Genomic DNA, 23,401 nt, shown 5'->3' with positions numbered 1-23,401 from the left:
ACTATTCCGACGCTTGGGGCTGCGAGGCGGGCGGCGTGGGCGCGGAATGCGCCTGGCTGCCGGCGGTGCCTGGCTTCTTGCGTGCGGTGGCAATCAGCGTGTAGGCCACCGGCACGACGAACAAGGTCAGTAGTGTACCCAGCAACAGCCCGCCCACCAGAACCCAGCCGATCTGCTGGCGCGATTCGGCCCCCGCGCCCGTGGACAGCGCCAGGGGCACGGTGCCCAGCACCATGGCGCCGGTCGTCATCAGAATGGGGCGCAGCCGCAGCACGCTGGCTTCAACCACGGCCTCGAACAGCTCCCTGCCCTCGTCGCGCAGCTGGTTCGTGAACTCCACGATCAGGATGCCGTGCTTGGTGATCAGGCCGACCAGCGTGATGAGCCCGATCTGGCTGTAGATGGACAGCGTGCCGCCCGTCAGCCACAGGGCAAGCAAGGCGCCCGTCATGGACAGCGGCACCGACAGCATGATGATGAACGGGTTGCGCCAGCTTTCGAACTGCGCGGCGAGCACCAGGTAGATGAAGGCCAGCGCCATCGCGAAGACCAGATAGATGCTGCCCGACGAATCGCGGAATTCGCGCGACTGGCCGTCCAGGTCCGTGATGATCGTGTTGGGCAGGACCTCTCGCGCCACCTGATGCATGTGGTCCAGCACCTCGCCCAGCGCATAGCCGGGCGCCACCGCCGCGTCTATCTTCACTGCCCGCAGGCGGTTGAAGTGGTTCAGCGACTGCGGCGACACGCCTTCGTGCACGCCCAGCAGGTTGTCCAGCTGGACCATGCTGCCGTCGCGCGCCCGCACATAGATGCCCGAGATGTCGGTGGGATTGGCGCGGTCGCGCGGCGTCACCTGCACGATCACGTCGTACTGCTCTCCTTCGTCCTTGTAGCGGGTGACCTGGCGGCCGCCCAGCATCGATTCGAGCGTGCGGCCCACCACGTCCACGTTGGCGCCCACGTCGGCCATCTTGTCGCGGTCCACGCGAACGCGCAGCTCCGGCGTGTTCAGGCGCAGGTCGGTGTCCAGGTTCAGCAGGCCCGGATACTTGCGCAGCTCGGCCAGGAAGATCTCGGTCAGCCGCGACAGCTCCTGGTACGAGGCCTGGCTCATGATGATGAATTCCACCGGTTTGGATCGGGCCGACTGGCCCAGCGACGGCGGATTGGTCGGGAAGGCGCGCACGCCCGGCAGCGAGGCGAACTGCGGCTGCAACTGCTGGGTGATGGCCTGCTGCTTGCGCTCGCGTTCTTCCCAGGGCTTCAGGCGCAGGATCGCGGTGCCGTCCGTGACCGTGGGAAAGCCCACCGTGACCTGGCTGCCGCTGGCTTCCGGGATGTCGGCATAGAACTTTTCAATGCCCAGCATGCTGTCCAGGGTGTAATTCAGCGTGGCGCCTTCGGGCGAGCTGACAAGGCCAAAGACCACGCCGCGGTCCTCGACCGGCGCCAGTTCGCTCTTGACCACCTTGAACAGCACGCCGCTGCCTGCCGCCACGGCCAACCCGATCACCACGACGATCCAGCGATGCCGCAGCGAGGCGCCCAGCATGCGGCGATAGCCGTTGCTCAGGCCGTTCAGCCAGCCTTCGATCAGGTTGTACCAGCGGTTGTGGCGGGTCTGGTGGCGCAGCAGCACCGAACACATCATGGGCGTGAGGGTCAGCGCCACGAAGCCCGACACCAGCACCGCGCCCGCCAGCGCCAGCGCGAACTCGATGAACAGCCGCCCGGTGCGCCCGGTGGCGAACGCCAGCGGCGCATACACGGTGACCAGCGTCATGGTCATGGCGACCACCGCGAAGCCGATCTCCCTGGAGCCGCGCAGCGCGGCTTCCTTGCGCGGCATGCCGTCCTCGATGTGCCGGTAGATGTTCTCCAGGACCACGATGGCGTCGTCCACCACCAGCCCGATCGCCAGCACCATGGCAAGCAGCGTCAGCGTGTTGATCGAAAAGCCGAACAGATACATCAGCGCGCAGGCGCCCACCAGCGACACCGGGATGGTGACGATGGGAATGATGCTGGCGCGCAGGTTGCGCAGGAAGAAGAAGATCACCAGCACCACCAGCACGATGGCCTCGATGATGGTGTGGAACACGGAATCGATGGAGCGCTCGATGAACACCGACGAGTCGTACGCGATGTTCAGCTTCATGCCGGCCGGCAGGGTCTCGTTCAGCCGCTCGACCTCCTGGCGGGCGGCCTTGGAAAGCTCCAGGGGATTGGCGGTGGATTGGCGCGTGATGCCGATGTTGATGGCCGGCTTGCCGTTGAAGCGGGACAGGATCCGGTCGTTGGCGGCCGCGATCTCGACCTTGGCGACGTCGCGCATTCGCACCGGATAGCCCTTCACGTTGGCGACGATCACGTCCTCGAACTGGGCGGGCGTCTGCAGGTCGGTGGCCGACACCACCGAGAATTCCCGTGCCCGCGACTCGATCCGGCCCGCCGGAATTTCCACGTTCTGGCTGCGCAGCGCGGCTTCCACGTCCTGCACCGTCAATCCGTACGCCGCCAGCTTGTCGCGGTCGACGTAGATGCGCATGGACGGCAGGCGCTCGCCAAAGACGCGCACTTCGGCCGCGCCGGGCAGCACCGACAGGCGGGTCTTGATGTAGCGGTTGATGTAGTCGGAAGTCTGGATCGCCGAGAACGATCCCGACTCCACGGCGATGTAGATGATGGGCTGGGAATCGGCCTCGACCTTGCCAATGATCGGCTCGTCGATCTCGTCGGGCAGGAAACGCCGCGCGCGCGAGACCTTGTCGCGCACTTCGGCCGCCGCCGCGTCGGGGTCGCGCGAGAGGTTGAACTTGATGTTGATGAGGCTGCGCTCGGAGCGGCTGCGCGAGGTCATCACGTTGACCCCTTCGATGCCGGCCAGCTGGTCTTCCAGCGGCTTGGTCACCTGCGACTCGATCACCTCCGGCGAGGCGCCCTTGTACGTTGTGTCCACCGACACGATCGGCTCGTCGATCTTCGGGTACTCGCGCACCGTCAGGCGAGAATACGAGATCAGGCCGATCAGCACGATGATTAGCGACAGGACCGACGCGAACACCGGGCGCTTGATACAGGTTTCCGAGATACGCATGGCGCTATCGCTGAAAAGGTGAAGGGCCGGCTATGGGCCGTTGCCCACGATGGTCACGCGCGCGCCATCCGTCACGCGCTGCAGGCCCGAGACCACCAGCATGTCGTTCAGGGCGACGCCGGTCAGGATCTCGACGCGGCCCTCGCGGCGTTCGCCGATGGTCACTTCGCGCCGATGCGCCACGCCGTTCTCGACCCGGTAAACGTACTGCGTTTCGCCCGACGGCGATAGCGCGGCCTCGGGCGCGACCAGCGCTTTGTCCTCGTTAAAGAGCAGTTGCACCCGGGCGAACATGCCGGGGCGCAGCACGCCGTCCTGGTTGGCAACCGTGGCGCGCAGCAGGATGGACCGGCCGCCCGCGTCGACCAGCGGGCTGACCGCGTAGACCAGTCCGCGGCGCTCCTGGCCGGGCAGCGCATCCAGTCGCATCGTCAGTTGCTGTCCGACGCGCACCTTGCTCAGGTACATCTCGGGCACGCGGAAATCCACCTTGAGCGGATCGATGGCCTCAAGGGGCGCCAGGTCCTGTCCCTGGTTGACGTAATCGCCCACGGACACGCTGCGCAGTCCGACGATGCCGGCAAAGGGCGCGGTAATGGTCATCTTGTCCAGGCGGGCCTGCGCCAGCGCCACGGCGGCTTCCTGCACCTTCAGCGTGCTGGCCGACTCGTCGCGCGCCTGCTGGCTGACGAAGCCCTTGCCCTGCAGTTCGACAGCGCGGCGGTAATGGCTTTGCGCGAGCGTCAGGTTGGCGCGCGCCTGCGCCAATTCAGCGCGCGGCACGGAGTCGTCCAGGCGGATGAGAAGCTGGCCCTGCTTGACGGGCTGGCCTTCCTTGAAATCAATGGCTTGGATGCGTCCGGCCACTTCGGGGCGCAGGACGACGGACTCATCGGAGCGCAGGCTGCCCACGGCCGACAGACCGCGCGCAAAAGGCACTTCCTGGACGGCGGCCACGGCGACACGGGCCGGCGCGGCGGAAGCGGATTGAGGTTTGGCGGAAGCCTGGGCAGGGGTTGCGGCCGGCGCCAGCCAGCGCGGCACAAATACGCCGAGCGCGGCCCCCGCGGCCAACCCTGCCGCGACGGCGGCCAGCAGTACAGCTTTTTTCATGCGCGAAAGTGGCGGTGTTGCGGCGCGGACCGGGCATGCCCCACTCGGACGTCGCCGCAGGAACTGGAGGAAGGGTTGGCACTTTAGCACCCGGATTTACATACTGGAACAATCCTGAAGCGCGATGAAAGAACTAATCTGCCCTGGACGGCGAATTCGAGGGTATATCCGGATGCCGCGCGGGACGCTGGGCCACCTTAGGGCCGATTTGTTGAGTGCCCGTTATGATGGTGCCCGCCCGACGCCGCCCGCGGGCCAGGCCAGGCGCTTTCACGCGCGGCGCGCGACGTCCACGCCCATGTTGGCCAGCTGGTCGGCGCGCTCGTTGCCGGGGTCGCCCGCGTGCCCGCGAACCCAGCGCCAGGACACCGTGTGGCGCTGCACCTGTTCATCCAGCGCCTGCCAGAGTTCGGCGTTCTTGACGGGCTTTTTCTCGGCGGTGATCCAGCCGCGCCGTTTCCAGTTGGCCAGCCACTCGGTCATGCCCTTCATGACATATTGCGAGTCGGTGTGGATCGTGACGACGCAGGGGCGCTTGAGCGCGCGCAGGCCTTCGATGACCGCCAGCAGTTCCATCCGGTTGTTTGTGGTCTGGAGCTCGCCGCCGTGCAGCGTCTTTTCGTGCGTGCCGGCGCGCATCAGCACGCCCCAGCCGCCGGGCCCCGGATTGCCCTTGCAGGCGCCGTCGGTCCACATTTCCACTTTCTGGTCGTTCGTTTTGTTGTCCTGCATGGTGCTGCGTGCGTGTCCTTGTGCTTGCAATGTGAGGCGGGCCCGGCGGCTCAGGAGGGGTCGAAGCCATCGTCCGCCTGTCGGTTGACCACCACCGAGGCCGCGCGGGCGCGCTTGGGTTTGGTCTTCCAGGCAGGCCCGATGATACGCATGCCGGTCACGCGCTTGACCGCCGAGACCATGTACACCGCGCCGCCCAGGCTCCACCAGCGGGCGCCGGCCGACTCCAGGAAGCTCCAGCGCTCAAGCCATTTTTCGCTGCGGCAGGCCGGCGCGTAGCAACCGAACTGGCTTTCATCGACCTCCAGCGACAGCAGCTTGAACCAGTCCTTGAGCCGCGCCAGCGATACCTGCGACGACGGCGGCTGCGGCAGCCAGGGCTCCATGCCCGGCATGCGGGTGCGGGCACCCCACATGCTCCAGGGGTTGAACCCCGAAATGACGACGCGGCCCTCGGGAACGAGAACGCGCTCGACCTCGCGCAGCACGTTGTGGGGTTCGGGCGTGAGTTCAAAGGTGTGCGGCAGGATCAGGAGGTCCACGCTCTGGGATTCGAACGGCAGGGCCTCCGGCTGCGCGACGACCACGCGCGACTGCCAGCCCGGCAGGCTTTCCGGCGCCGGGGTCTCGGTGCCCACGTAGCCCTTGAACGGCATCCGGTTGGCCCCCAACAGGTTCAGGTCGGCAAGGCCGACCTGCCAGGCGTAATATCCGAAGACATCCGCGACGGCCGCGTCGAACTGGGCGCGCTCCCAGGCCAGCACGTACTGGCCCGGCGGCGTCTGGAACCATTCGGCCAGTTCTACAATCGGCGGAGTTTCTTCTGCCACGTTTTTTCCTTCGAGTTCCATGCAAGCCTTGACCGCCCCCGCAGGCGGCCGCGATCGCAACGCCGCGGTCTTGCCTTTGCCAGCCTTTTCCGACAACTACATCTGGGCGATCGTCCGCGACGGCCAGGTGGCGGTCGTGGACCCCGGCGAAGCCGGGCCCGTCTTGCGGTTTCTGGATCAGCAAGGCTTGAAGCTGCGCGCCATTCTACTCACGCACCACCACGGCGACCATGTGGGAGGCGTGCTGGAATTGTCCCGCATCGAGGGCATCACCGTATATGGCCCGGCACGCGAAAAGCTGCCGCGCTGCGATGTCCGGCTGGCCGAAGGCGACCGCGTGACGCTGCCGGAACTGGATCTGGACCTGTCGGTGCTGGACGTTCCGGGCCATACGGCGGGCCACATCGCGTACGCGGGCCGCGCGGCCGGCGTCGACCACGCGCTCTTCTGTGGCGACACGCTTTTTGCGGGGGGCTGTGGCCGGCTTTTCGAGGGCACGCCCGCGCAAATGTTTGATTCCTTGGAAAAATTTTCCGCTTTACCGCCAGATACAAAAGTTTTTTGCGCACACGAGTACACTCTAGCGAACCTTCGCTGGGCATTGGCCGTCGAACCGGCCAACCGCGACCTGCAAACGTGGCATCTGCGGGCCCAGCAATTACGCGCGGAAGGACACCCCACGCTTCCTTCGACCATCGGTCAGGAACGCGCGACCAATCCGTTCTTGCGCACACAGCAGCCCGACGTCGTCCAGGCCGCAGCAAGTTGGGCCGGACGCAGCCAGACTACGCCGGTAGAGGTCTTTGCCTCCCTTCGTGAATGGAAGAACGATTTCAAGTGACCACCTGATGAATCTATCCCGACTCCTTCTGCCGCTCATGCTGGCAGTCCTCGCCGGTTGCGCAGGAACCAAAGCCCCCGATAGCAAGAACCTCACCACCAATTCCCAAGGCCGATACATCGCCCGGGACACCTCCCGCACGATCGACCTGACCAACCCGCCGGCTGACGCGTGGGACCGCATCCGCCGCGGTTTCGCCATCCCCAACCTGAACACCGACCTCTCCAAGCAGTGGACCGACTACTACGCGTCCCACCCCGAGGCGGTGCAGCGCATGGCCGAGCGCGCCGGCAAATACCTGTACTTCATCGTTGACGAGATCAACCGCCGCGGCCTGCCGACCGAGCTGGCGCTGCTGCCCTTCGTGGAAAGCGCGTACAACCCGACCGCGCTGTCGCGCGCGCAGGCCTCGGGCCTGTGGCAGTTCGTGCCGGCCACGGGCCAGCACTTCAACCTGAAGCAGGACTGGTGGCGCGACGAGCGCCGCGATCCCATCGCCTCGACCAACGCGGCGCTGGACTACCTGGAAAAGCTGTTTGAAATGCAGGGCGACTGGTACCTCGCCCTGGCCTCGTACAACTGGGGCGAAGGCTCGGTGCAGCGCGCCATGGCCAAGAACGAGGCCGCCGGCCAGAACACCGACTACCTGTCGCTGAACATGCCGGACGAGACCCGCAACTATGTGCCCAAGCTGCAGGCCATCAAGAACATCATTGCCGATCCGCAGCGCTATGCGGTGGCGCTGCCGCCCGTCGGTAACACGCCGTACTTCGTGACGGTGCAAAAGAACAGCGACATCGACCTGGAAATCGCCGCCAAGCTGGCTGAAATGCCGCTGGACGAGTTCAAGGCCCTGAACCCCTCGTTCAACCGCCCGGTCATCCGCGGCGACCACGGCCCCACCCTGCTGCTGCCGGCCGACCGCGTCGAGATCTTCAACGCGAACCTCACCAATTACAAGGGCGACCTGTCCGCCTGGAAGGTCTACCACTCGCGCCGCGGCGAATCCTACGCGTCCATCGCCAAGCGGTTTGGCGTGTCCGAAGCCACCCTGCGCGAAACCAACGACATCAGCCGCCGCCAGAAGGCCGCTAACGGCCAGGCGCTGCTGGTGCCGGGCGACCCCGGCACGGGCGGCGTGCAGATCGCGTCTCTGGCGCCCCCGGTGGGCGCGCTGGACTCGGCTCCGCAAGACAACAAGGCCGCCGCGCCGCGTGGCCGCGCCGCGCAGGCGCCCGCCGTGCGCGTCTCCAGCGCCCGCCCGAACGTGCGCAGCCACAAGGTTCGCCAGGGCGACACCCTGTTCTCGCTGGCCAAACAGTACGGAACCACCGTCGACGCGCTGCGCGCGCTCAACAACATCAAGGGCAGCGCCCTGAAGATCGGCACGCAGCTGCGCGTGCCCGGCACGAACGCGCGCGGCTGACAGCCGCCACGCACGGCGCGGCGCCCCGGCACGGGGGCCGCGCCGCTCGCCCGCTGGTCCGCCAAATTCCCTAAAATAGGCGGTCTCCAGAAGGGAAAAAATCAAAGGACACATCTATGGGCTTTCTTGCCGGCAAACGCATCCTGGTCACCGGGGTGCTTTCTAATCGTTCCATCGCCTACGGCATCGCGCGCGCCTGTCATCAGCAAGGCGCCGAACTGGCGTTCACTTACGTCGGCGACCGCTTCAAGGACCGCGTGAGCGAGTTTGCCGCCGAATTCAACAGCAACATCGTGCTGCCCTGCGACGTGGCCGAAGACAGCCAGATCGACGGCGCCTTTGCTGAACTGGCCCAGCACTGGGACGGCCTGGACGGCCTGGTCCATTCGATCGGCTTTGCGCCGCGCGAAGCCATCGCCGGCAATTTCCTGGATGGGCTGTCGCGCGAAGGCTTTCGCATCGCCCACGACATCTCGGCCTACAGCTTCGCCGCCATGGCCAAGGCCGCCCTGCCCCTGATGGAAGGCCGCAACGGCTCGGTGCTGACGCTGACCTACCTGGGCGCCGAGCGCGTGGTCCCGAACTACAACACGATGGGCCTGGCCAAAGCGTCGCTCGAAGCCAGCGTGCGGTACCTGGCCTCGGCGCTAGGCCCGCGCGGCATCCGCGCCAACGGCATCTCCGCCGGCCCGATCAAGACCCTGGCCGCCAGCGGCATCAAGGACTTCTCGGCCATCCTGAAGTTCGTCGAAAACCAGGCTCCGCTGCGCCGCAATATCACCATCGAAGACGTCGGCAATGTCGCGGCCTTCATGCTGTCGGACCTGGCTGCCGGCGTGACCGGCGAGATCACCCACGTGGACGGCGGTTTCTCGACCATCGTCCCGGGCATGGAAGAGTAAGACTTCCCTGTGCGGGGCGCGGCGCCCCGCCTTGCGCAGGCGGTCACGCCGCCTGCTCCGGCGTTTCTCAGTCCGGCCGCACGATCAGCGTGGACACCTGCACGTCCACCGCCGTCATCAGCTTGTGGATCGGGCACTTCTCGGCCACCGCCAGCAATTCGTCGATCTGCGCATCGGACAGCTCGCCGTGCAGCGTCAGCTTGGCGGTCAGCCGATAGATGCCGCGCCGTTCCTCGCTGGCATCGCGCACCACTTCCACCCCCACCGATTCCAGCGGCAGCCCCTTGCGCTGCGCGTAGACCATCAGGGTCATCGCCTTGCAGCCGCCCAGCGCCGTATCGAAGTAATCATGCGGATCCGGTCCCTCCCCCTGCGGCTTGGGCATGTCCAGCGGCAGGTCGTGGCCTTCGGCCGTCGCGGTGAACTGCAGGGACTGGGGCGCATTCTGGCGCACGCGGATGCTCATGGGTCGATTCTCCTGGTTGGGATTGCCGGGGACTGCCGAATGGCCGGCTTCAAGACGGTTTTAGCACTTGCTGAACCCTTGCGGGGCCGGATGAGCCGCCTGACGGAAAGCTGAACTTCCTGCCGCGGCCATGGTCCGATATCCCTGACCGTCAGATTCACAGGAGGCCGCATGAGCGCCCGGCAATTACTCGATCAACTGTTGCAGTCCGGACAAGGGCTGCTTTCCGACACCACGAACCGCGTGCAGAACGCCACCGGCGGCAAGGGCTCGTCCCTGCTTTCGGGCCTTGGCGGCGGCGCCCTGGGGGCAGGCGCCCTCGGCCTCTTGATGGGCAGCAAGAAGGCCCGCAAGATCGGCGGCAAGGTCGCCATGTACGGCGGCATGGCCGCGCTGGGCGCGCTGGCCTATCGCGCCTACGGCGACTGGCAGCGCAAGCAGGCCGGCGCCCCCACCGCGCCGCCCCAGACGCTGGACCGCCTGCCCGCCCCGGAAGCCGAACAGCACAGCAATGCGGTCCTCACCGCCATGATCGGCGCGGCCAAGGCCGACGGCCACATCGGCCCCGAGGAAAAATCCCTGCTGGAAACGGAACTGGCCAAGCTGTCGTCCGACGCCCAGGACCGCCGCTGGCTGGAGGCCGAACTGTCGCGCCCCCTGGATCCCAGCGTGATCGCCCAGTCGGCCAAGACGCCCGAAATGGCGGCCGAGATGTATCTGGCCAGCCTGCTCGTCGTGGACGAAGAAAGCTTCATGGAGCGTGCCTACCTGGACGAACTGGCGCGCCAGCTCAAGCTGGAACCGGGCCTGAAGGAACAGTTGGAGCAGCACGCCAAGGCGGCCGCCTGAGCAACGCGGCCGTCGTTGCAGCTCAATCCGCCCGTAGCCCGATCGCCTCGGTCAGCGCCGTGTAGCGGTCGATATCCGCGCCGATCATTCGCTGGAATTCTTCCGGCGTGCTGCTGGCAGGCGTGAAACCCTGCTCGCGCAGCGCGGCCTGCACGTCCGGCCGCCGCACGATCTTCGCCACCGCGGCATTCAGCTTGTCGACCACTGCGGGCGGCGTGGCCGTCGGGGTCAAGAGGCCATGCCACTGATCCAGCGCGTAGCCGGACACGCCCTGCTCGGCCACGGTCGGCACCGTGGGCATCAACGGCGAACGCGCCGGCGACGTCACGGCCAGCGCGCGCAGCTTGCCGGCCGCAATGAGCGGCGCGGCGCTGGATGCCGTCACCACCCCCAGGCCCACCTGACCCGCCGTCACGTCCGTGAGCGCCGGGCCGCAGCCCTTGTACGGCACCTGCTGCATCACCGCGCCCGTCTTGCGAGAGAGCAGCTCGCCCGCCAGATGTTGCGGCGTGCCGTTGCCGCATGTGGCAAAGGGCAGCGGCTTGTCCGGCACGGCGGCAGCGATCACGTCGTCCAGGTTGCGCAGGGGCGAGGCGGCCGGCACGACGAACACCGACGGCACGAAGGCCACGTTGATGACCGCCGCAAAATCCCGCTTCGGCGAGAAGCCCAGGTTGCGGTAGACACCGGGGTTGATCGCAAACGAACTATTCACCATCAGCAGCGTGTAGCCGTCGGGCGGCGCTTCGGCGACGATGCGCGCGCCAATATTGCCGCTTGCGCCCGGCCGGTTTTCCACCACGACCGGCTGCCCCAGCGACTCCTGCAGGCTGGCGCCGAGGCGGCGCGCAAGCAGGTCGGTGCCGCCGCCCGGCGGAAACGTCACGACGATCGTGATCGGATGCGATGGATACGATGCGTCTGCCGGCGCTTCGCCCGACGGCGGATTGCCGCAGGCAGTCAGGGTCAGGGTCAGCAGCGAGAGCGACGAAAGCAGCAGGCGTTTCATTTTGCGGGCCGATAAAAGTTCAGGCGTCCAGACCGATGTCGAGCACCTTGGCGCTGTGCGTCAGCCAGCCCACGGCGATCTGGTCCACGCCGGTGGCGGCCACGGCCGCCGCGGTGTCGGGCGTGATGCGGCCCGAGGCCTCGGTGATGGCGCGGCCCCGCGCCATGGCGACGGCGCGGCGCAGGTCGTCCAGGCTCATGTTGTCCAGCAGCACCACGTCCACGCCCAGCGCCAGCGCGACCTCAAGCTGCTCCAGCGTGTCGACCTCCAGTTCGATCTTGACCATGTGGCCGACGCCGGCGCGTGCGCGCTCGACGGCCGTCGCCACGCTGCCGGCCAGCGCGATGTGGTTGTCCTTGATCAGCACCGCATCGTCCAGCCCGTGACGGTGATTGCTGCCGCCCCCCACGCGCACGGCGTACTTCTGCACCGCCCGCAGTCCCGGCATGGTCTTGCGCGTGCACGTGACGCGCGCGCCGTAACCCGCAATCGCGCGCGCAATCGACGCCGTGGCGGTCGCAACGCCGCTCAGGTGGCACAGGAAATTTAGCGCGACCCGCTCCGCGCTGAGCATCGCGCGGGCATTGCCCTGAATGCGTGCGATCTCCATCCCCGGCGCCAGATCAGTGCCGTCGCGGTGAGACACCGTGAACGCAAGACTGGGATCCATCAGCCGGAACGCCAGTCGGGCCAGATCCAGCCCCGCCAGCACGCCCTCCTGCCGCGCCACCAGCCGCGTTTGGGCGGTGGCGTCGGCCGGCACGATGGCGTCGGTGGTCAGGTCGCCAGCGCGGCCCAGGTCTTCCAGCAGCGCCGCGCGCACAAGCGGCTCCAGCATGACGTCCGGCAAGGGCGGAACGGGCAGGCGATCAGCGGCGGCGGGCACTGCGGCTTTAATGCTCATTTTGAGTATTTGTAGCGTAAAAAAAGGCGCGCGAGATTTGCGCAACACTTATGCTAAATATGAGTATAAGCCTTGTCAAGCGTCAAACGACACGCGAGACGGGCAGCTTGCTGCCTGCAATGGCCCGCTCCAGCAGGACATCCCGGCGGAACCGGAAAAGCTTGGCGGGCCGTCCGGCCGTCCCGGTCGCCATCGCGCCGGTCTCTTCCACCAAGTCCTGCTGCTCGATGAAGCGGCGAAAGTTCTGCTTGTGCAGACCCCGCCCCGCCAGCGCCTCGACCGCCATCTGCAACTGCAACAGCGTGAATTCGTCCGGCATCAGTTCGAACACCACCGGACGGTACTTGATCTTGGCGCGCAAGCGCGCGATGCCAGTGGCCAGGATGCGCCGGTGGTCGTGACGCATCGGCTGCCCCGGCGCTGCGGCCTGGCCCCCGGTGCGCCGCGCCGCCTCGGGCACCAGCCCGGCTTCGAACAGCAGTTCGTAGCGTTGCAGCACCATGTCTTCGTTCCACGCGGCGCCGTCCAGGCCGAACGTAATGGCTGCGCGTTGATGGCGGCGCGCGCGGACCGAGGCGTCCGCACTGTCTTCGCACCAGGCCGACAGGCGCGGCACGATCACCTCATCCACCAGCGCGGGAGTGCCGGCGCGCCGGTCCTCCCACGGAAAATAGCGATACCAGTCCTGCCATCCGACCTGCGCAACGCCCGTTTCGCCCGCCTCGCGCGTCAGGCCCAGATAGCTGACCGAGATGACGCGCCCGCCCGACTCATCGGAGCGGTCGCCGTCCGCGAACGTATAAAGCTGCTCGACATAGCCCAGCGGATGGTGCGTCTGCGCTTCCACCCAGTCTCGCAAACCGGCCTGCAGCGAACGATGCGACAGCTCGAACGGTCCCGCCGGCAACGCGCGCGCATCGTCCGTGGTCAGCACGCGCGGCTCGCCGTTGGTGACGGCCACCAGCACGGCAACGAGTTCAGCATGAACGGAGCGTTCGACGGATTCGGTCAAGGCAGGCGAGGAAAAGAAAGTGTGGGTGTCGGCGCGCGCAAGGCGGCGGGAAGGTGAGGATTATAAGGATGCAGTGTGGCAACTTTGGGGGCCGTTGTCCTGCAACAGCCCCTTGCAATCGTGACATCCAGAACGCAGCCTGCCCGCGGCGGCGGTTCTAAGATAGGTCCATGTCCAGGCGCATCGCCATCCTGGCATGCGCGCAGTCGGAGCAATCGCCATGTTGAAAACCTCTCCCGATCCGAACGCCGCGTCCAAGGCCGCTGACGAACAAAAGCCTCACACCGACCCGCGCAAGGGCACCGAAACCCTGCCCATGCCCGATGAAAGCAAGGTCGTGGCCGGTATGCCGCGGCGCGGACGCGCCATTGCAGAACCCGGCGAGCCCGGCGTCATCACGCCGGAAGACGACGTGCTGGATACGTCGTACGACACGCCCAAGCCCTGACGCGCAGCCGTCACCCGACCACCGCCGGCATCCAGCCGGCGGTTTTGATTACGGTTGGGGCAAATCCCTGCACCGGCCCGCCAGAATCTCCACGAACGCTTCCGTCACCAGCGAGGGCGCCGTCTGCGTCGGGTAGGCCATGCTGACGCGCACCGGCAGGCGCGGCGTGAACGGCCGGATGGCCAACTGGCCGGCAAACACGCCGGCAATGTACGGATTGACGATGCCCAGTCCGCTGCCCGCCGCGGCCAGCGCGCAGATCGTCGATGAATAGGTGGTTTCGATTTCGGACGCAGGCTGAACCCGGTGTTCCTGCATCGCACCGCGAAGCTGCAGGTACACGTCGTCGTCCGCATTGAGCACCAGCAGCCGCCGCGCATGCAGATCCATGATGCCGACGCTCGCCTGCGCGGCCAGCGGGTGATCCGGCCGCATCACACACACGGCGGCGCTTTCGTGCAGGGTGCGCAAATCGAGTTGCGTCCCCTCCAGCGGCGCGGTGGTCACGACCACGTCGTAGGTTCCATGCAGCAGCCCTTCGCGCAAGTATTGGCTGCCGACGGTCTGCATGTTGATGTGGACATCCGGATAGCGCTGCGCGAATTCCTCCACCGCGCCGGGCAACATGCCCAGGCCCAGCGCTGGCGTGCACGCCAGCCGCAGCACGCCGCTGCCGCTGCGGCGCATGGCCGCGACCCGATCCTCGATTCGTTCCAAACCCACGAAATGACGCTGCACCGTATCGAAGAGATCCTTCGCCTCGCGCGTGGGCCGCAGCCGCCCGCGCTCCATGTCGAACAGGCGCAGCCCGGTGGCCTGCTGGGTCTGCGCCAGCAGCCGGCTGACGGAAGGTTGGGTGGTGCGCAGCATCTGGGCCGCGCCGGTGGTGGTGCCCGCCAGCATCACCGCATGGAAGGCTTCGATCTGACGGAAATTCAGCGGTCGGCTCATGGCGTCACAGAGTATGGCAATTCTGCATAGCCTATGTGCAAAAAAGAATTTTTTCAAATACCAGGCGGCTCCTACACTGGCTTTTCCAGGGCGCCGTCAGATGTGCCCGCCACGCATCCACTATTTGGGGAAATGACCATGAATCGCCGCCGCCTTCTGCAGGCCCTGTGCCTGACGCTCGCAAGTGCCGCCTTGCCGCTCACCGCGCAGGCCCAGGCCAACTATCCCGACCGCCCCGTGCGCATCATCGTGCCCTTCACGGCGGGCGGCAGTTCCGATATCCAGGGCCGCCTGCTGGCCGAACACCTGGGCAAGCTGTATGGGCAATCGGTGGTCGTGGAGAACCGTCCAGGCGCCGGCGGCCACATCGGCGGCAAGTTCGTGGCGGATTCCGGGCCGGACGGCTATACGCTGCTGCTCGGCTCCATTGGCCTGCACGCGACCTATGGCGTGTACAAGGCGCTGAACTACCAGCCTGCCAAGGACCTGAAGCTGATCACCATCGTGGCGGAGATGCCCCACGTCGTGGTCGCCAATCCGGCGTTGCAGGCCAACAGCCTGGCCGAGCTCACCGCGCTGGCCAAGGCACAGCCCGACACCCTGCATTTCGGATCGGCAGGTGTCGGATCGTCCGTGCACATGGTCGGCGAGCTCTACAAGATGTCCGCGCAGGCCCCCATCGTGCACATCCCGTATCGCGGCAGTTCGGCGGCCACCAACGACCTGCTGGGCGGCCAGATCCAGTTGTTATTCGAGAACGTGCCCACCACCATCGGCTACATCCAGGCCAACAAGCTCAAGGCGCTTGCGATCACGGGCGCTAGCCGCTCGCCCGCTCTGCCCGACGTGCCGACCGCCGCCGAAGCCGGCCTGCCGGGCCTGACCGTCACGTCATGGACCACGCTGGCCGCCAGCAAGGACGTGCCCGATGCGCTGATCGAGAAGATCAGCGCCGACCTGAAGCGGATCTATGCCGATCCCGCGTTTCGCAGCGGCCTGGAACGCCTGGGCATGACCCCCGTCGGCAACTCGCCCGCAGCGGCTCGCGACTTCGTCGAACGCGAGCGCGCCCGCTGGAACAAGGTCATCGAAACCGAACACATCACCGCGGGTTGAACCCATGAATCGCATGTTTGCCACGCCCATCGCCTGCCGCCGTCTGAACGACGCGCCGCACCACCATTTCTTCGGTTACTACAACAAGACCGTCTGGCACCGCGACGGGCGCTATCTGCTTGCCAACCGCACCGCCTTCGCCGATGCCGTCCTGACGCCCGAATTGCGCGCAGAAGTCGGTTACTTCGACCTGCAAGACGGCGACCGCTATCACGCGGTGGGCGAGACCGCCGCATGGAACTGGCAGATGGGCTGCCAGCTGCAATGGCTGGACGGCGCCCCCAGCCCGCAGCTGATCTACAACTGCCGCAGTGCCGACGACAGCGGCGTCTATCCCGGCTTTCGTAGCGCCATCCACGACATCGCCACCGGCCAGACCCGCGTGCTGCCCCTGCCGATCTACGTGGCCGCGCCCAACAGCCGCTATGCGCTGTGCGTGGACTACCGCCGGCTCTACATCACCCACCAGACGATCGGCTACAGCGAATATGCCCCCGGCCCCGTCGCCCTCGCGCCTGCCGATGACGGCATTCGTGCGATGGACCTGGAGACCGGCGCTCACCGCCTGCTGGTCAGCTATGCCGACCTGCGCAACTTCCATCCGCGCGAGTCGATGGACCGGGCCATCCACTGGGTCAGCCACATCGAGGTCAATCCCTCGTCCACGCGCATCCTGTTCCTGCACCGCTGGACCGAACGCGTCGCGGATGAAACGTGCTTCCTGCATCGCCTCATCACCATGAACGCGGACGGCAGCGACATGCGCCTCCTGGAATGCTCCGACCACCCGCTGCCGCAACTGGCCGACGACTTCGACCCGAACGCGGTGGGCACCTTCGACTACGAGAAGTCCGAGTACCAGATCTCGCACCCGCTGTGGCGCGACGACACCTCGATCATCGTCTGGGGCCCGCATGCCGGCAGCATCCACTACCACCTGTATGAAGACGCCCCGGACGGCCACGTGCAGGTCGTGGGCGACGGCGTGTTGACCGAGAACGGCCACATGACGTTTTCACCGGTCGACACACGCTGGCTGCTCAGCGACACCTATCCGGACAGCGCCACGCACGAGCGCATCCTGTTCCTGTACGACATGGAAACGGGCGGCCGGCATGCGCTGGGAAGCTTCTATGCCGACCCGAACCTGTCCAAGGAAAACCGCTGCGACCTGCATCCGCGCTGGAGCCGCGACGGCACGCAGGTCTGCATCGACTCCGTGCACGAAGGCGAACGCCAGATGTATGTGCTGGACGTGTCGCCGATCGTGCTTAATCCAGCTTCACCTTCGCGCCTTCGATCACAGGCTTCCACTTCTGGTAGTCCTGCTTGATGGTCGCGGCGAACTGCTCCGGCGTCGTGGGCATGGCCTGCGCGCCCTGAGCGGCCAAGGCTTCCTGCATCGCCGGCAACGCCAGCACCTTGTTCAGTTCCGTGTTCAGCGTCTGGATGATGGGCTTGGGCGTCTTGGCCGGCGCCAGCAAGCCATACCAGACTCGCACGTCGAAGTTCGGATAACCCAGCTCCGCCACCGTCGGCACGTCGGGCAGAACCGGGCTGCGCTGCGGCGAGGTCACGGCCAGCGCGACGGCGCTGCCGGCCTTGAGCTGCGGCGCTGCCGACGGGATCGACGTGAAGATCACCGGCACCTGTCCGCCCAGCAGGTCGGCCATGGCTGGCCCCGACCCCTTGTACGGCACATGCACGAGCTTGATGTCCGCCCGCTGCTGAAGCAGTTCGGCAGCCAGGTGCGTGATGGTGCCGGCGCCGGGCGACCCGTAGTTGACTGCGCCGGGCGCCTTGCGGGCCGCTTCGATCAGCGCCTGCAAGGTCTGGTAGGGGCTGGATTTTCCGGCCACGATGACCAGCGGCGCTTCGCCCACGATGCCGATCGGCGCAAAGTCCTTGACCGGGTCGTATGAAAGCTTGCTGTAGATGGAAGGCGCAACCGCCAGGTTGTCGACCTGCCCCATGACGATCTCGTAGCCGTCCGGCTTGGCGCGCGCGGCCGCGCCGATGCCGATGGTGCCGCCAGCGCCCGGCCGGTTCTCGGCCACCACGTTCCATTTGGTAGTCTCGCCCAGCTTGGCGGCCACCGTGCGGGACAGGAAGTCCGTGCCCCCGCCCGGCGTGAACGGCACGATGATGCGGATGGGCTGATTCGGGTAGGACTCCTGGGCGTGGGCGCCTGCCGCGACGCCCAGCACGCAAGCTGAAAGCAGAAGGTTGCGTAGCATGTGATGTGTCTCCGTCGTTATTGCTTTATAGGCAGGCGGTGTCGCCTTGGTGGTCCTGCCGCGGCGCGTTCAGATGACGCCGCGTTCCTGCAATCCAATAATGTCGTCCTGCGCAAAACCGAACTGCAGCAGCACATCGCGGGTATCGGCGCCCAGCGCGGGCGCCGGTTGCACGGGACGGGCTTCAGCCTGCGCAAACTTGATCGGGAAACCCAGCATCCGGACGTCGCCATGGTCGCCATGCGGCACGTCGATGGCCATGCGCTGGTCCTGCACTTGGGGGTCCTCGAACACTTCCTGCAGGTTGAGCACCTGACCGCATGGCACGCCGAACCGGTTCAGCCGTTCGATCCAGTGGGCGCTGGTGTGCTGACGCGTGCGCGTCTGGATGGCCTCGGTGATCGCGCCACGGTTGCGCATGCGATCGGCGTTCGTCGCAAAGCGCGGGTCGGCGCGCAGCTCGGCCAACTCCAGCGCGTCCAGCAGCTTGTGATAAACGACGTCGTTGCTGGGCGCGATGGCGACCTGCCCGTCGGCCGTCTCGAACAGCCCATAGGGCGACGCGATGCCGTGATCGTTGCCCGTGCGCGCCGGCAGCCGGCCGTCGGCAAAATAGTTCGACGCCTGAAAGCTCAAGAGGCCGATCATGCTGCCCAAAAGGCTCACGCTGACGCTGTCGCCCTGGCCGGTGCGCTCGCGGCGCAGCAGCGCCGCCACGATGCCCAGCGCGCCATTCATGCCGGCCACCAGATCGCTGATGGGCGGGCCCGCGCGCATGGGCGGCTGGCTTTCCGCGCCATTCAGGCTCATGAACCCGCTCATCGCCTGCGCGATGAAATCGAAGGCCGGCCGGTCGCGATAAGGCCCCGTCGTGCCAAAGCCGTTGATGCTGCAATGAATGATGTCGGGCTTGAGCGCCTTGAGCGCTTCGTCGCCCAGGCCCATCTTCTGCATGACGCCCGGGCGGTAGTTCTCGACGATCACATCGCATTCGGCGATCAGGCGCCGCAACACGGCCTTGCCTTCCTCGCTGTACAAGTCGAGCGTGACGGATTTCTTGTTGCGGTTGTAGTTGGCGAAGTACCAGCTCAGGCCATCGCGTATCACGCCCTGGGCACGCACCGGGTCGCCTTCGCCAGGCGTCTCGATCTTGATGACCTCTGCGCCCATGTCGGCGAGAAGTGAGGTGCAGAACGGGCCCGAGATGATGCGGGTCAGGTCCAGAATGCGGAATCCGGATAAAGGCATGGGTTCTTGTGAATCCAGGGTTGCGGAAATCAGCCGACGGCGGCCACGGCGCCGTCGTAATCGTGCAAGGCAAGACGCGGCCCGGCCTTCATCACCTGGCCGGACAACGGGCGCTTCATCACCTGTTCAAGATGCCGCGACGCCTGGATCAGCGCCGCCAGGTCAATGCCTGTCTCGATGTCCATCTCATGCAGCAGATTGACCGTATCTTCGGTGCAGACATTTCCCGTCGCCCCCGGCGCGAACGGGCAGCCGCCCAAGCCGCCCAGCGACGATTCAAAGGACGTGATGCCCGCGTGCAGCCCCTCGACCACATTCACCAGCCCAAGGCCGCGCGTGTTGTGAAAGTGCAGGGAAAAGTCCATGGCTGGAAACGCCGCGCGCAGCGCGTCGACTGTCTTGCGCACCAGCCGCGGCGTCGCCATGCCCGTTGTGTCGCCCAGCGTGACGGCGTCGAAATTCAGTCGGGCAAACTCGGCCACGATGGTCTTTAACGTGGCGATATCGATATCGCCTTCGAATGGACAACCGAAGGCCACCGCGATGGCGCCCTTGCGCCGCATGGGATGACCCTTTAACAGCGCCGCCACGTCCTCGATGTCGCGCAGCGATTGCTCCACGGACCGGTTCAGGTTCTTTCTGTTGTGGCTTTCGCTGGCCGACAGGAACACCACGACCTCATCGGCACGCGATGCCAGCGCGCGTTCAACGCCGCGCGGGTTCGGCGCCAGCGCGCTCAACACCACGCCAGGCTGCTTGTCCGCCAGCGCCAGCAGTTCCGCGGCGTCGCGCATCTGCGGCACGGCACGGGGCGACACGAACGACGTTGCCTCGATGTGGCGCACGCCGGCGGCGATCAATTCATTCAGGATGGCAGCCTTGGTGTCGGTGGGCACGAACTCGGGCTCGCTTTGCAGTCCGTCCCGCAGTCCCACCTCCACGATCTGCACTCGGCTTGGAAGGCTCACTTCTGTCTCCTCGCGCCCGCGCGGCGGGCGGTCCATGGGCTTGATGAGTCATCTTCCGAGGTCATCCGCCACGGCACAAATCGCGAATCTTCAGCGGGGCATCGCCATTCGCGATGGCTGCGCGCGCCGGCGCGTGCGTTGGACGTCTGGATTTTGCTGCGCAACATCCGGGCCCGAATCCGGAAAGACCTGCCTCAGTTGCCGGAGGCGGCGGCCTCTTGCAGCAGGTGTTCCATCAGCAGCCGGGCTGCGCCGGACAGGGGTTCATTGCTGCGCACGCACAATTTGAGCTGGCGCCGCGCCCACGCGTCCGTCAAAGGGATAATCCTAAGATCGCCGCAATCGAAGAGGGATAGCGCCTCCACGGGCACGATGCCGATGCCCAGCTCCCGGCGCACCATCGACACCAGCGCATCGTACGAGGTGACCTGGAACCGCAGCCGCACCGTCCGATTGATGGCCGCCGCCTCGCGCGTGAACAGGTAGTTCGCGGCGCTGCCCCGGTGCATGCCGACATGGTCGTATTCCAACGTGTCGGCAAACGCCACGCGCTCGCGCGCAGCAAGCGGATGAGACCGGTTGACTACCAGCGTCATCACATCGCGCCGGTACGGAAAACTCTGCAGCCCGCTGTCGTCGTCGGTCTGGGTATAGATGCCGATATCGCTCACGTTCTCCTGCACCGCGCGCGTCACCGCCGAACTGACGTTTTCCTCAAGATCGATCTGCACGCCGGGATGCAGAGCCAGAAAGCGCTGCAGATCTTCCGGCAGAAACTGCGTGATCGACGACAGGTTGGCCGCAATGCGCACGTGCCCGCGCACGCCCGACGAAAAGTCCCGGATCTCGTCCGTCAGGCCGCGCGCCTGATGCAGCAGCGCCCGCGCATGCCGCGCCAACGCATGGCCAGCGCCCGTCGCTTCCACCCCTCGCGCGTGCCGCGTGATCAGCGCCACATCCAGGATGCGCTCCAGCTCCGACAACCGCTTGCTCAGCGCCGAAGGCGCAATGTGCTCACGCGTGGCGGCCGCCGCAATACTGCCCTCTTCGACCACGGCCACAAAGACCTGCAGGCTGTAGAGATCCAGGCGAGGCGCGGATGATCGAATCGGCGAGTCAAAAGTCATGGCAGGAGCGTACCGTAACGATTCCCGGAAATGCAAAAAGCCCCGATTTCTGGGAAATCGGGGCTTTTATTGGCTGGCCGGTGAGGCCTTGCCGGTATTCGTGGCGGACAGAGGGGTCATCTGCGTATTCTAATAAAAGCCGCTCGAATGAGGGGATTCTGCAATAAAAATACTCGCCATAGCGCCTTCTGCCGTACCCCTAAGACCGTACGTCGTTAGGGAAAGCGACTGCAGCGCCTGGCCAGGACCGACGACCTCACCGCGATCGCAACCGCGGCCGCCAGCGCGAGCCCGAACAGCATCGCACGCGCCGGCGACAACGTACTGCGCCACCTAGCCGCGATTTCGGGCAGAAAAACACCACCCGATCTCTAATGTTGCGGCAATCCATGCCACGGCTATATCAATACAAATAGCAGAAGGATTGTGGTGGATGACTATGAGGAAGGATCGAGTTCAGGTCAAGAGGAACACTATACTTCCTGACCTTCTTGACCTTTATTGCATAAGCCATTTCTCGGCCCGAAAAGTACTGATCAAAGAACTTTCGCGTGATGCCCGAGAAGGCCTTAGTTTTACGCCAAAGAACGTCCGGGCATGCACTTATCACCGCCTCCACGTCGAACTCGCCGACGACCTTTCCAACTGGCATTGTCGCGTAAATGACCACAGTTCGGACTGTAGGATCTTTGAAGACCGACTTGCGAAACTCGAACCTCTTCTCACCACTCAATATTTTGTTCGCGTACTCGGGTTTAATGGACAACAAGACTTTCATCAATTTCACCAAGGTTTGCGATGTGGAGCAGATGTTCTGGGTCAATTGGTATCAAGCTCCACCGAGCGGCTCGATTCAAGCCGACTTCATCGGCGAGCCGTTGGCGTGTCGGGCGCTTGTTCAGTGCGATATTGTAGGAGAAGCGCAGCACATGGGGATACCTCCGTTGTCTCCAAAAGTTCACTAGTTCTTCCTCTGTGAACACGCTGTATGGATTGCAGTACGCCAGGAATTCCTCCAGGGATCTGAAGGAATTGATATTCCGGTACTCTTCCATTACGCAAATGGACGTGGCGACCGAGCGATACTCCGCCGGCCCCATGTTGTCGGTCGTCCGGTAGATGACAAGAGGATCACCCGCCCTAAGAGTTGCCATGCCAGGCATTGCACCAAGGTAAACCTTATGGATGCTATTTGTGTGCGATACATCCTGCACAATTCGGGCGTCTTCATTACGCAACATCGAGTCAGGCAGCAATCGGGTATGCCATTCAGGACGGAGGGCCAGCAAATGCGGGGAAGTTCCCACAAGATTTACGAGTGGATAGCTCTTAAGTGGATTCTCGTATGCGGATCGCATCCGGCGGAGGTACACACCTTCCACTCCGTTGCTAGACAACTTCGATGCAATGCGTTCGAAACCGTAGGTGCCGAACAGCCTCAGTAGTCCCTCGTGATGATCGAACACCGTCACGTAAATCTCTTCCACACTTCTATGAATGGCGTGATCGAATATCTTCTTCAAGAATCGCTCACCCAGTTTTGTACCGTGAGCGTTAATCTTAAACGTTCCCACTTTTAGTCGCAGTGCGGGGGCCAAAGGGGGACGCACATCCTCAATGGCGTCTTCTTCAACCTTCAAGTAAAGAAAACCGTCAAGGACTCCTTCATCAGAATGAAAAACGTAGGCGGACTCTCCCTGCCGAGCTTTTCTTTCAAACCACATAGGGAATTCGGCGTAGTCCTCTTTCAACGATTGGAAAAAGGGGTCTGCCAAGTCAAGATCAGCGAACGCGCGATATTCGATAGTCACAACGGTTCCTCCATCTCACAACTCTCATGCTGTGACATTAAGTCACACCCTTTAACAGCACTGTAGCTGGTGTAAATCAACGAGCGCAAGTCGGGAACGGCAGATACCAGATACATATCTATGCCGTAAAGTGCAACTGCCGCAAACTTGCCAAGCCGTGAACACTTGGAATGCCCGCCTTCATCCCACCACGGAATGTCCTCTCTTCCGTTGATAAAGGGAACACGCACAGTCTACGGCCCCAAACTTAATGTTCCTCACGCCCCTTATGCGTGCTGCTCGTTCGTGGAGCGCGCTTCCATTACACGCGT

22 protein-coding genes are annotated in these 23,401 nt (G+C 65.0%); 7 read left to right on the top strand and 15 right to left on the bottom strand.

Annotated features, from left to right (window positions below):
* Position 1 precedes the first annotated feature (1 nt).
* From LN047_RS03295 to LN047_RS03280, 4 genes are all read right to left on the bottom strand, one after another.
* A complete protein-coding gene (locus LN047_RS03295) occupies positions 2-3,100 on the bottom strand; it encodes an efflux RND transporter permease subunit (RefSeq protein WP_280002975.1) in 3,099 nt (1,032 codons plus the stop codon).
* A gap of 30 nt (positions 3,101-3,130) precedes the next feature.
* Complete coding sequence (locus LN047_RS03290) at positions 3,131-4,213, bottom strand: efflux RND transporter periplasmic adaptor subunit (RefSeq protein ID WP_373981153.1); 1,083 nt, start codon at positions 4,211-4,213, stop codon at positions 3,131-3,133.
* A gap of 270 nt (positions 4,214-4,483) precedes the next feature.
* A complete protein-coding gene (gene rnhA / locus LN047_RS03285; RefSeq protein WP_056327874.1) occupies positions 4,484-4,945 on the bottom strand; it encodes a ribonuclease HI in 462 nt (153 codons plus the stop codon).
* Positions 4,946-4,995: 50 nt separating this feature from the next.
* A complete protein-coding gene (locus LN047_RS03280) occupies positions 4,996-5,775 on the bottom strand; it encodes a class I SAM-dependent methyltransferase (RefSeq protein WP_056327932.1) in 780 nt (259 codons plus the stop codon).
* 19 nt (positions 5,776-5,794) lie between these two features.
* Here LN047_RS03280 and gloB point away from each other — a divergent pair, with 19 nt between their 5' ends.
* From gloB to fabI, 3 genes are all read left to right on the top strand, one after another.
* On the top strand, positions 5,795-6,616 hold the full coding sequence (gene gloB, locus LN047_RS03275; protein WP_271264164.1) for a hydroxyacylglutathione hydrolase: 822 nt from the start codon (positions 5,795-5,797) through the stop codon (positions 6,614-6,616).
* A gap of 7 nt (positions 6,617-6,623) precedes the next feature.
* Positions 6,624-8,042: a transglycosylase SLT domain-containing protein gene (locus LN047_RS03270; protein ID WP_152383359.1), complete on the top strand. Its 1,419-nt coding sequence runs from the start codon at positions 6,624-6,626 to the stop codon at positions 8,040-8,042.
* A 116-nt stretch (positions 8,043-8,158) separates the two neighbouring features.
* Entirely contained in the window at positions 8,159-8,944 is a 786-nt protein-coding gene (gene fabI, locus LN047_RS03265) for an enoyl-ACP reductase FabI (RefSeq protein WP_062838515.1), read from the top strand.
* A 67-nt stretch (positions 8,945-9,011) separates the two neighbouring features.
* On the opposite strand, the gene LN047_RS03260 is transcribed toward fabI, so the two are convergent.
* The gene (locus LN047_RS03260) at positions 9,012-9,410 is read right to left on the bottom strand and encodes an OsmC family protein (RefSeq protein ID WP_056327870.1); all 399 of its coding nucleotides are present in this window, start codon (positions 9,408-9,410) and stop codon (positions 9,012-9,014) included.
* Between the two features lie 171 nt (positions 9,411-9,581).
* On the opposite strand from LN047_RS03260, the gene LN047_RS03255 reads away from it, so the two are divergent.
* A complete protein-coding gene (locus LN047_RS03255; RefSeq protein ID WP_056327869.1) occupies positions 9,582-10,259 on the top strand; it encodes a tellurite resistance TerB family protein in 678 nt (225 codons plus the stop codon).
* A 22-nt stretch (positions 10,260-10,281) separates the two neighbouring features.
* On the opposite strand, the gene LN047_RS03250 is transcribed toward LN047_RS03255, so the two are convergent.
* The 3 genes from LN047_RS03250 to LN047_RS03240 all read right to left on the bottom strand — a co-directional run bounded on the left by LN047_RS03250 (position 10,282) and on the right by LN047_RS03240 (position 13,184).
* Positions 10,282-11,268 (bottom strand): tripartite tricarboxylate transporter substrate binding protein, encoded by a 987-nt coding sequence (locus tag LN047_RS03250; RefSeq protein ID WP_373981152.1) that lies wholly within the window; start codon positions 11,266-11,268, stop codon positions 10,282-10,284.
* Between the two features lie 19 nt (positions 11,269-11,287).
* The gene (gene nadC, locus LN047_RS03245) at positions 11,288-12,172 is read right to left on the bottom strand and encodes a carboxylating nicotinate-nucleotide diphosphorylase (RefSeq protein WP_373981151.1); all 885 of its coding nucleotides are present in this window, start codon (positions 12,170-12,172) and stop codon (positions 11,288-11,290) included.
* Positions 12,173-12,254: 82 nt separating this feature from the next.
* Positions 12,255-13,184 carry a hypothetical protein gene (locus tag LN047_RS03240; protein WP_142051260.1) on the bottom strand — a complete coding sequence of 310 codons (930 nt, stop codon included), beginning with the start codon at positions 13,182-13,184 and terminating at the stop codon, positions 12,255-12,257.
* Positions 13,185-13,404: 220 nt separating this feature from the next.
* On the opposite strand from LN047_RS03240, the gene LN047_RS03235 reads away from it, so the two are divergent.
* Positions 13,405-13,632 carry a hypothetical protein gene (locus LN047_RS03235; RefSeq protein ID WP_056327865.1) on the top strand — a complete coding sequence of 76 codons (228 nt, stop codon included), beginning with the start codon at positions 13,405-13,407 and terminating at the stop codon, positions 13,630-13,632.
* A 48-nt stretch (positions 13,633-13,680) separates the two neighbouring features.
* On the opposite strand, the gene LN047_RS03230 is transcribed toward LN047_RS03235, so the two are convergent.
* A complete protein-coding gene (locus tag LN047_RS03230) occupies positions 13,681-14,583 on the bottom strand; it encodes a LysR substrate-binding domain-containing protein (protein ID WP_056327864.1) in 903 nt (300 codons plus the stop codon).
* A 138-nt stretch (positions 14,584-14,721) separates the two neighbouring features.
* Between LN047_RS03230 and LN047_RS03225 the strand changes: the two genes are divergently transcribed.
* Positions 14,722-15,699, top strand: a complete 978-nt coding sequence (locus LN047_RS03225) for a Bug family tripartite tricarboxylate transporter substrate binding protein (RefSeq protein WP_373981150.1) — start codon at positions 14,722-14,724, stop codon at positions 15,697-15,699.
* 4 nt (positions 15,700-15,703) lie between these two features.
* Complete coding sequence (locus LN047_RS03220) at positions 15,704-17,032, top strand: hypothetical protein (protein WP_373981149.1); 1,329 nt, start codon at positions 15,704-15,706, stop codon at positions 17,030-17,032.
* Here LN047_RS03220 and LN047_RS03215 read toward each other — a convergent pair.
* From LN047_RS03215 to LN047_RS03190, 6 genes are all read right to left on the bottom strand, one after another.
* Positions 16,971-17,936, bottom strand: coding sequence for a tripartite tricarboxylate transporter substrate binding protein (locus LN047_RS03215; protein ID WP_152383351.1), 966 nt, complete (start codon positions 17,934-17,936; stop codon positions 16,971-16,973). The two genes, LN047_RS03220 and LN047_RS03215, sit on opposite strands and share 62 nt — an antisense overlap.
* 69 nt (positions 17,937-18,005) lie before the next feature.
* Positions 18,006-19,184 (bottom strand): CaiB/BaiF CoA transferase family protein, encoded by a 1,179-nt coding sequence (locus LN047_RS03210; RefSeq protein WP_373981148.1) that lies wholly within the window; start codon positions 19,182-19,184, stop codon positions 18,006-18,008.
* 29 nt (positions 19,185-19,213) lie between these two features.
* Positions 19,214-20,152, bottom strand: coding sequence for a hydroxymethylglutaryl-CoA lyase (locus LN047_RS03205; RefSeq protein ID WP_346530031.1), 939 nt, complete (start codon positions 20,150-20,152; stop codon positions 19,214-19,216).
* A 194-nt stretch (positions 20,153-20,346) separates the two neighbouring features.
* Positions 20,347-21,279 (bottom strand): LysR substrate-binding domain-containing protein, encoded by a 933-nt coding sequence (locus tag LN047_RS03200; RefSeq protein ID WP_373981147.1) that lies wholly within the window; start codon positions 21,277-21,279, stop codon positions 20,347-20,349.
* Between the two features lie 403 nt (positions 21,280-21,682).
* Positions 21,683-22,057, bottom strand: coding sequence for an ASCH domain-containing protein (locus LN047_RS03195; protein WP_373981146.1), 375 nt, complete (start codon positions 22,055-22,057; stop codon positions 21,683-21,685).
* On the bottom strand, positions 22,035-23,090 hold the full coding sequence (locus LN047_RS03190; RefSeq protein ID WP_373981145.1) for an N-acetyltransferase: 1,056 nt from the start codon (positions 23,088-23,090) through the stop codon (positions 22,035-22,037). The genes LN047_RS03195 and LN047_RS03190 overlap by 23 nt, the downstream gene beginning before the upstream one ends.
* Between the last annotated feature and the right edge of the window lie 311 nt (positions 23,091-23,401).

Origin of the sequence: Achromobacter sp. JD417 (genome assembly GCF_041879325.1) — a bacterium.
In the GTDB taxonomy this organism is placed as follows: Bacteria; Pseudomonadota; Gammaproteobacteria; order Burkholderiales; family Burkholderiaceae_B; genus Achromobacter; species Achromobacter mucicolens.
Note: the sequence above shows the minus strand (reverse complement) of the source record. Positions and strands in the feature narration are given on the sequence as shown.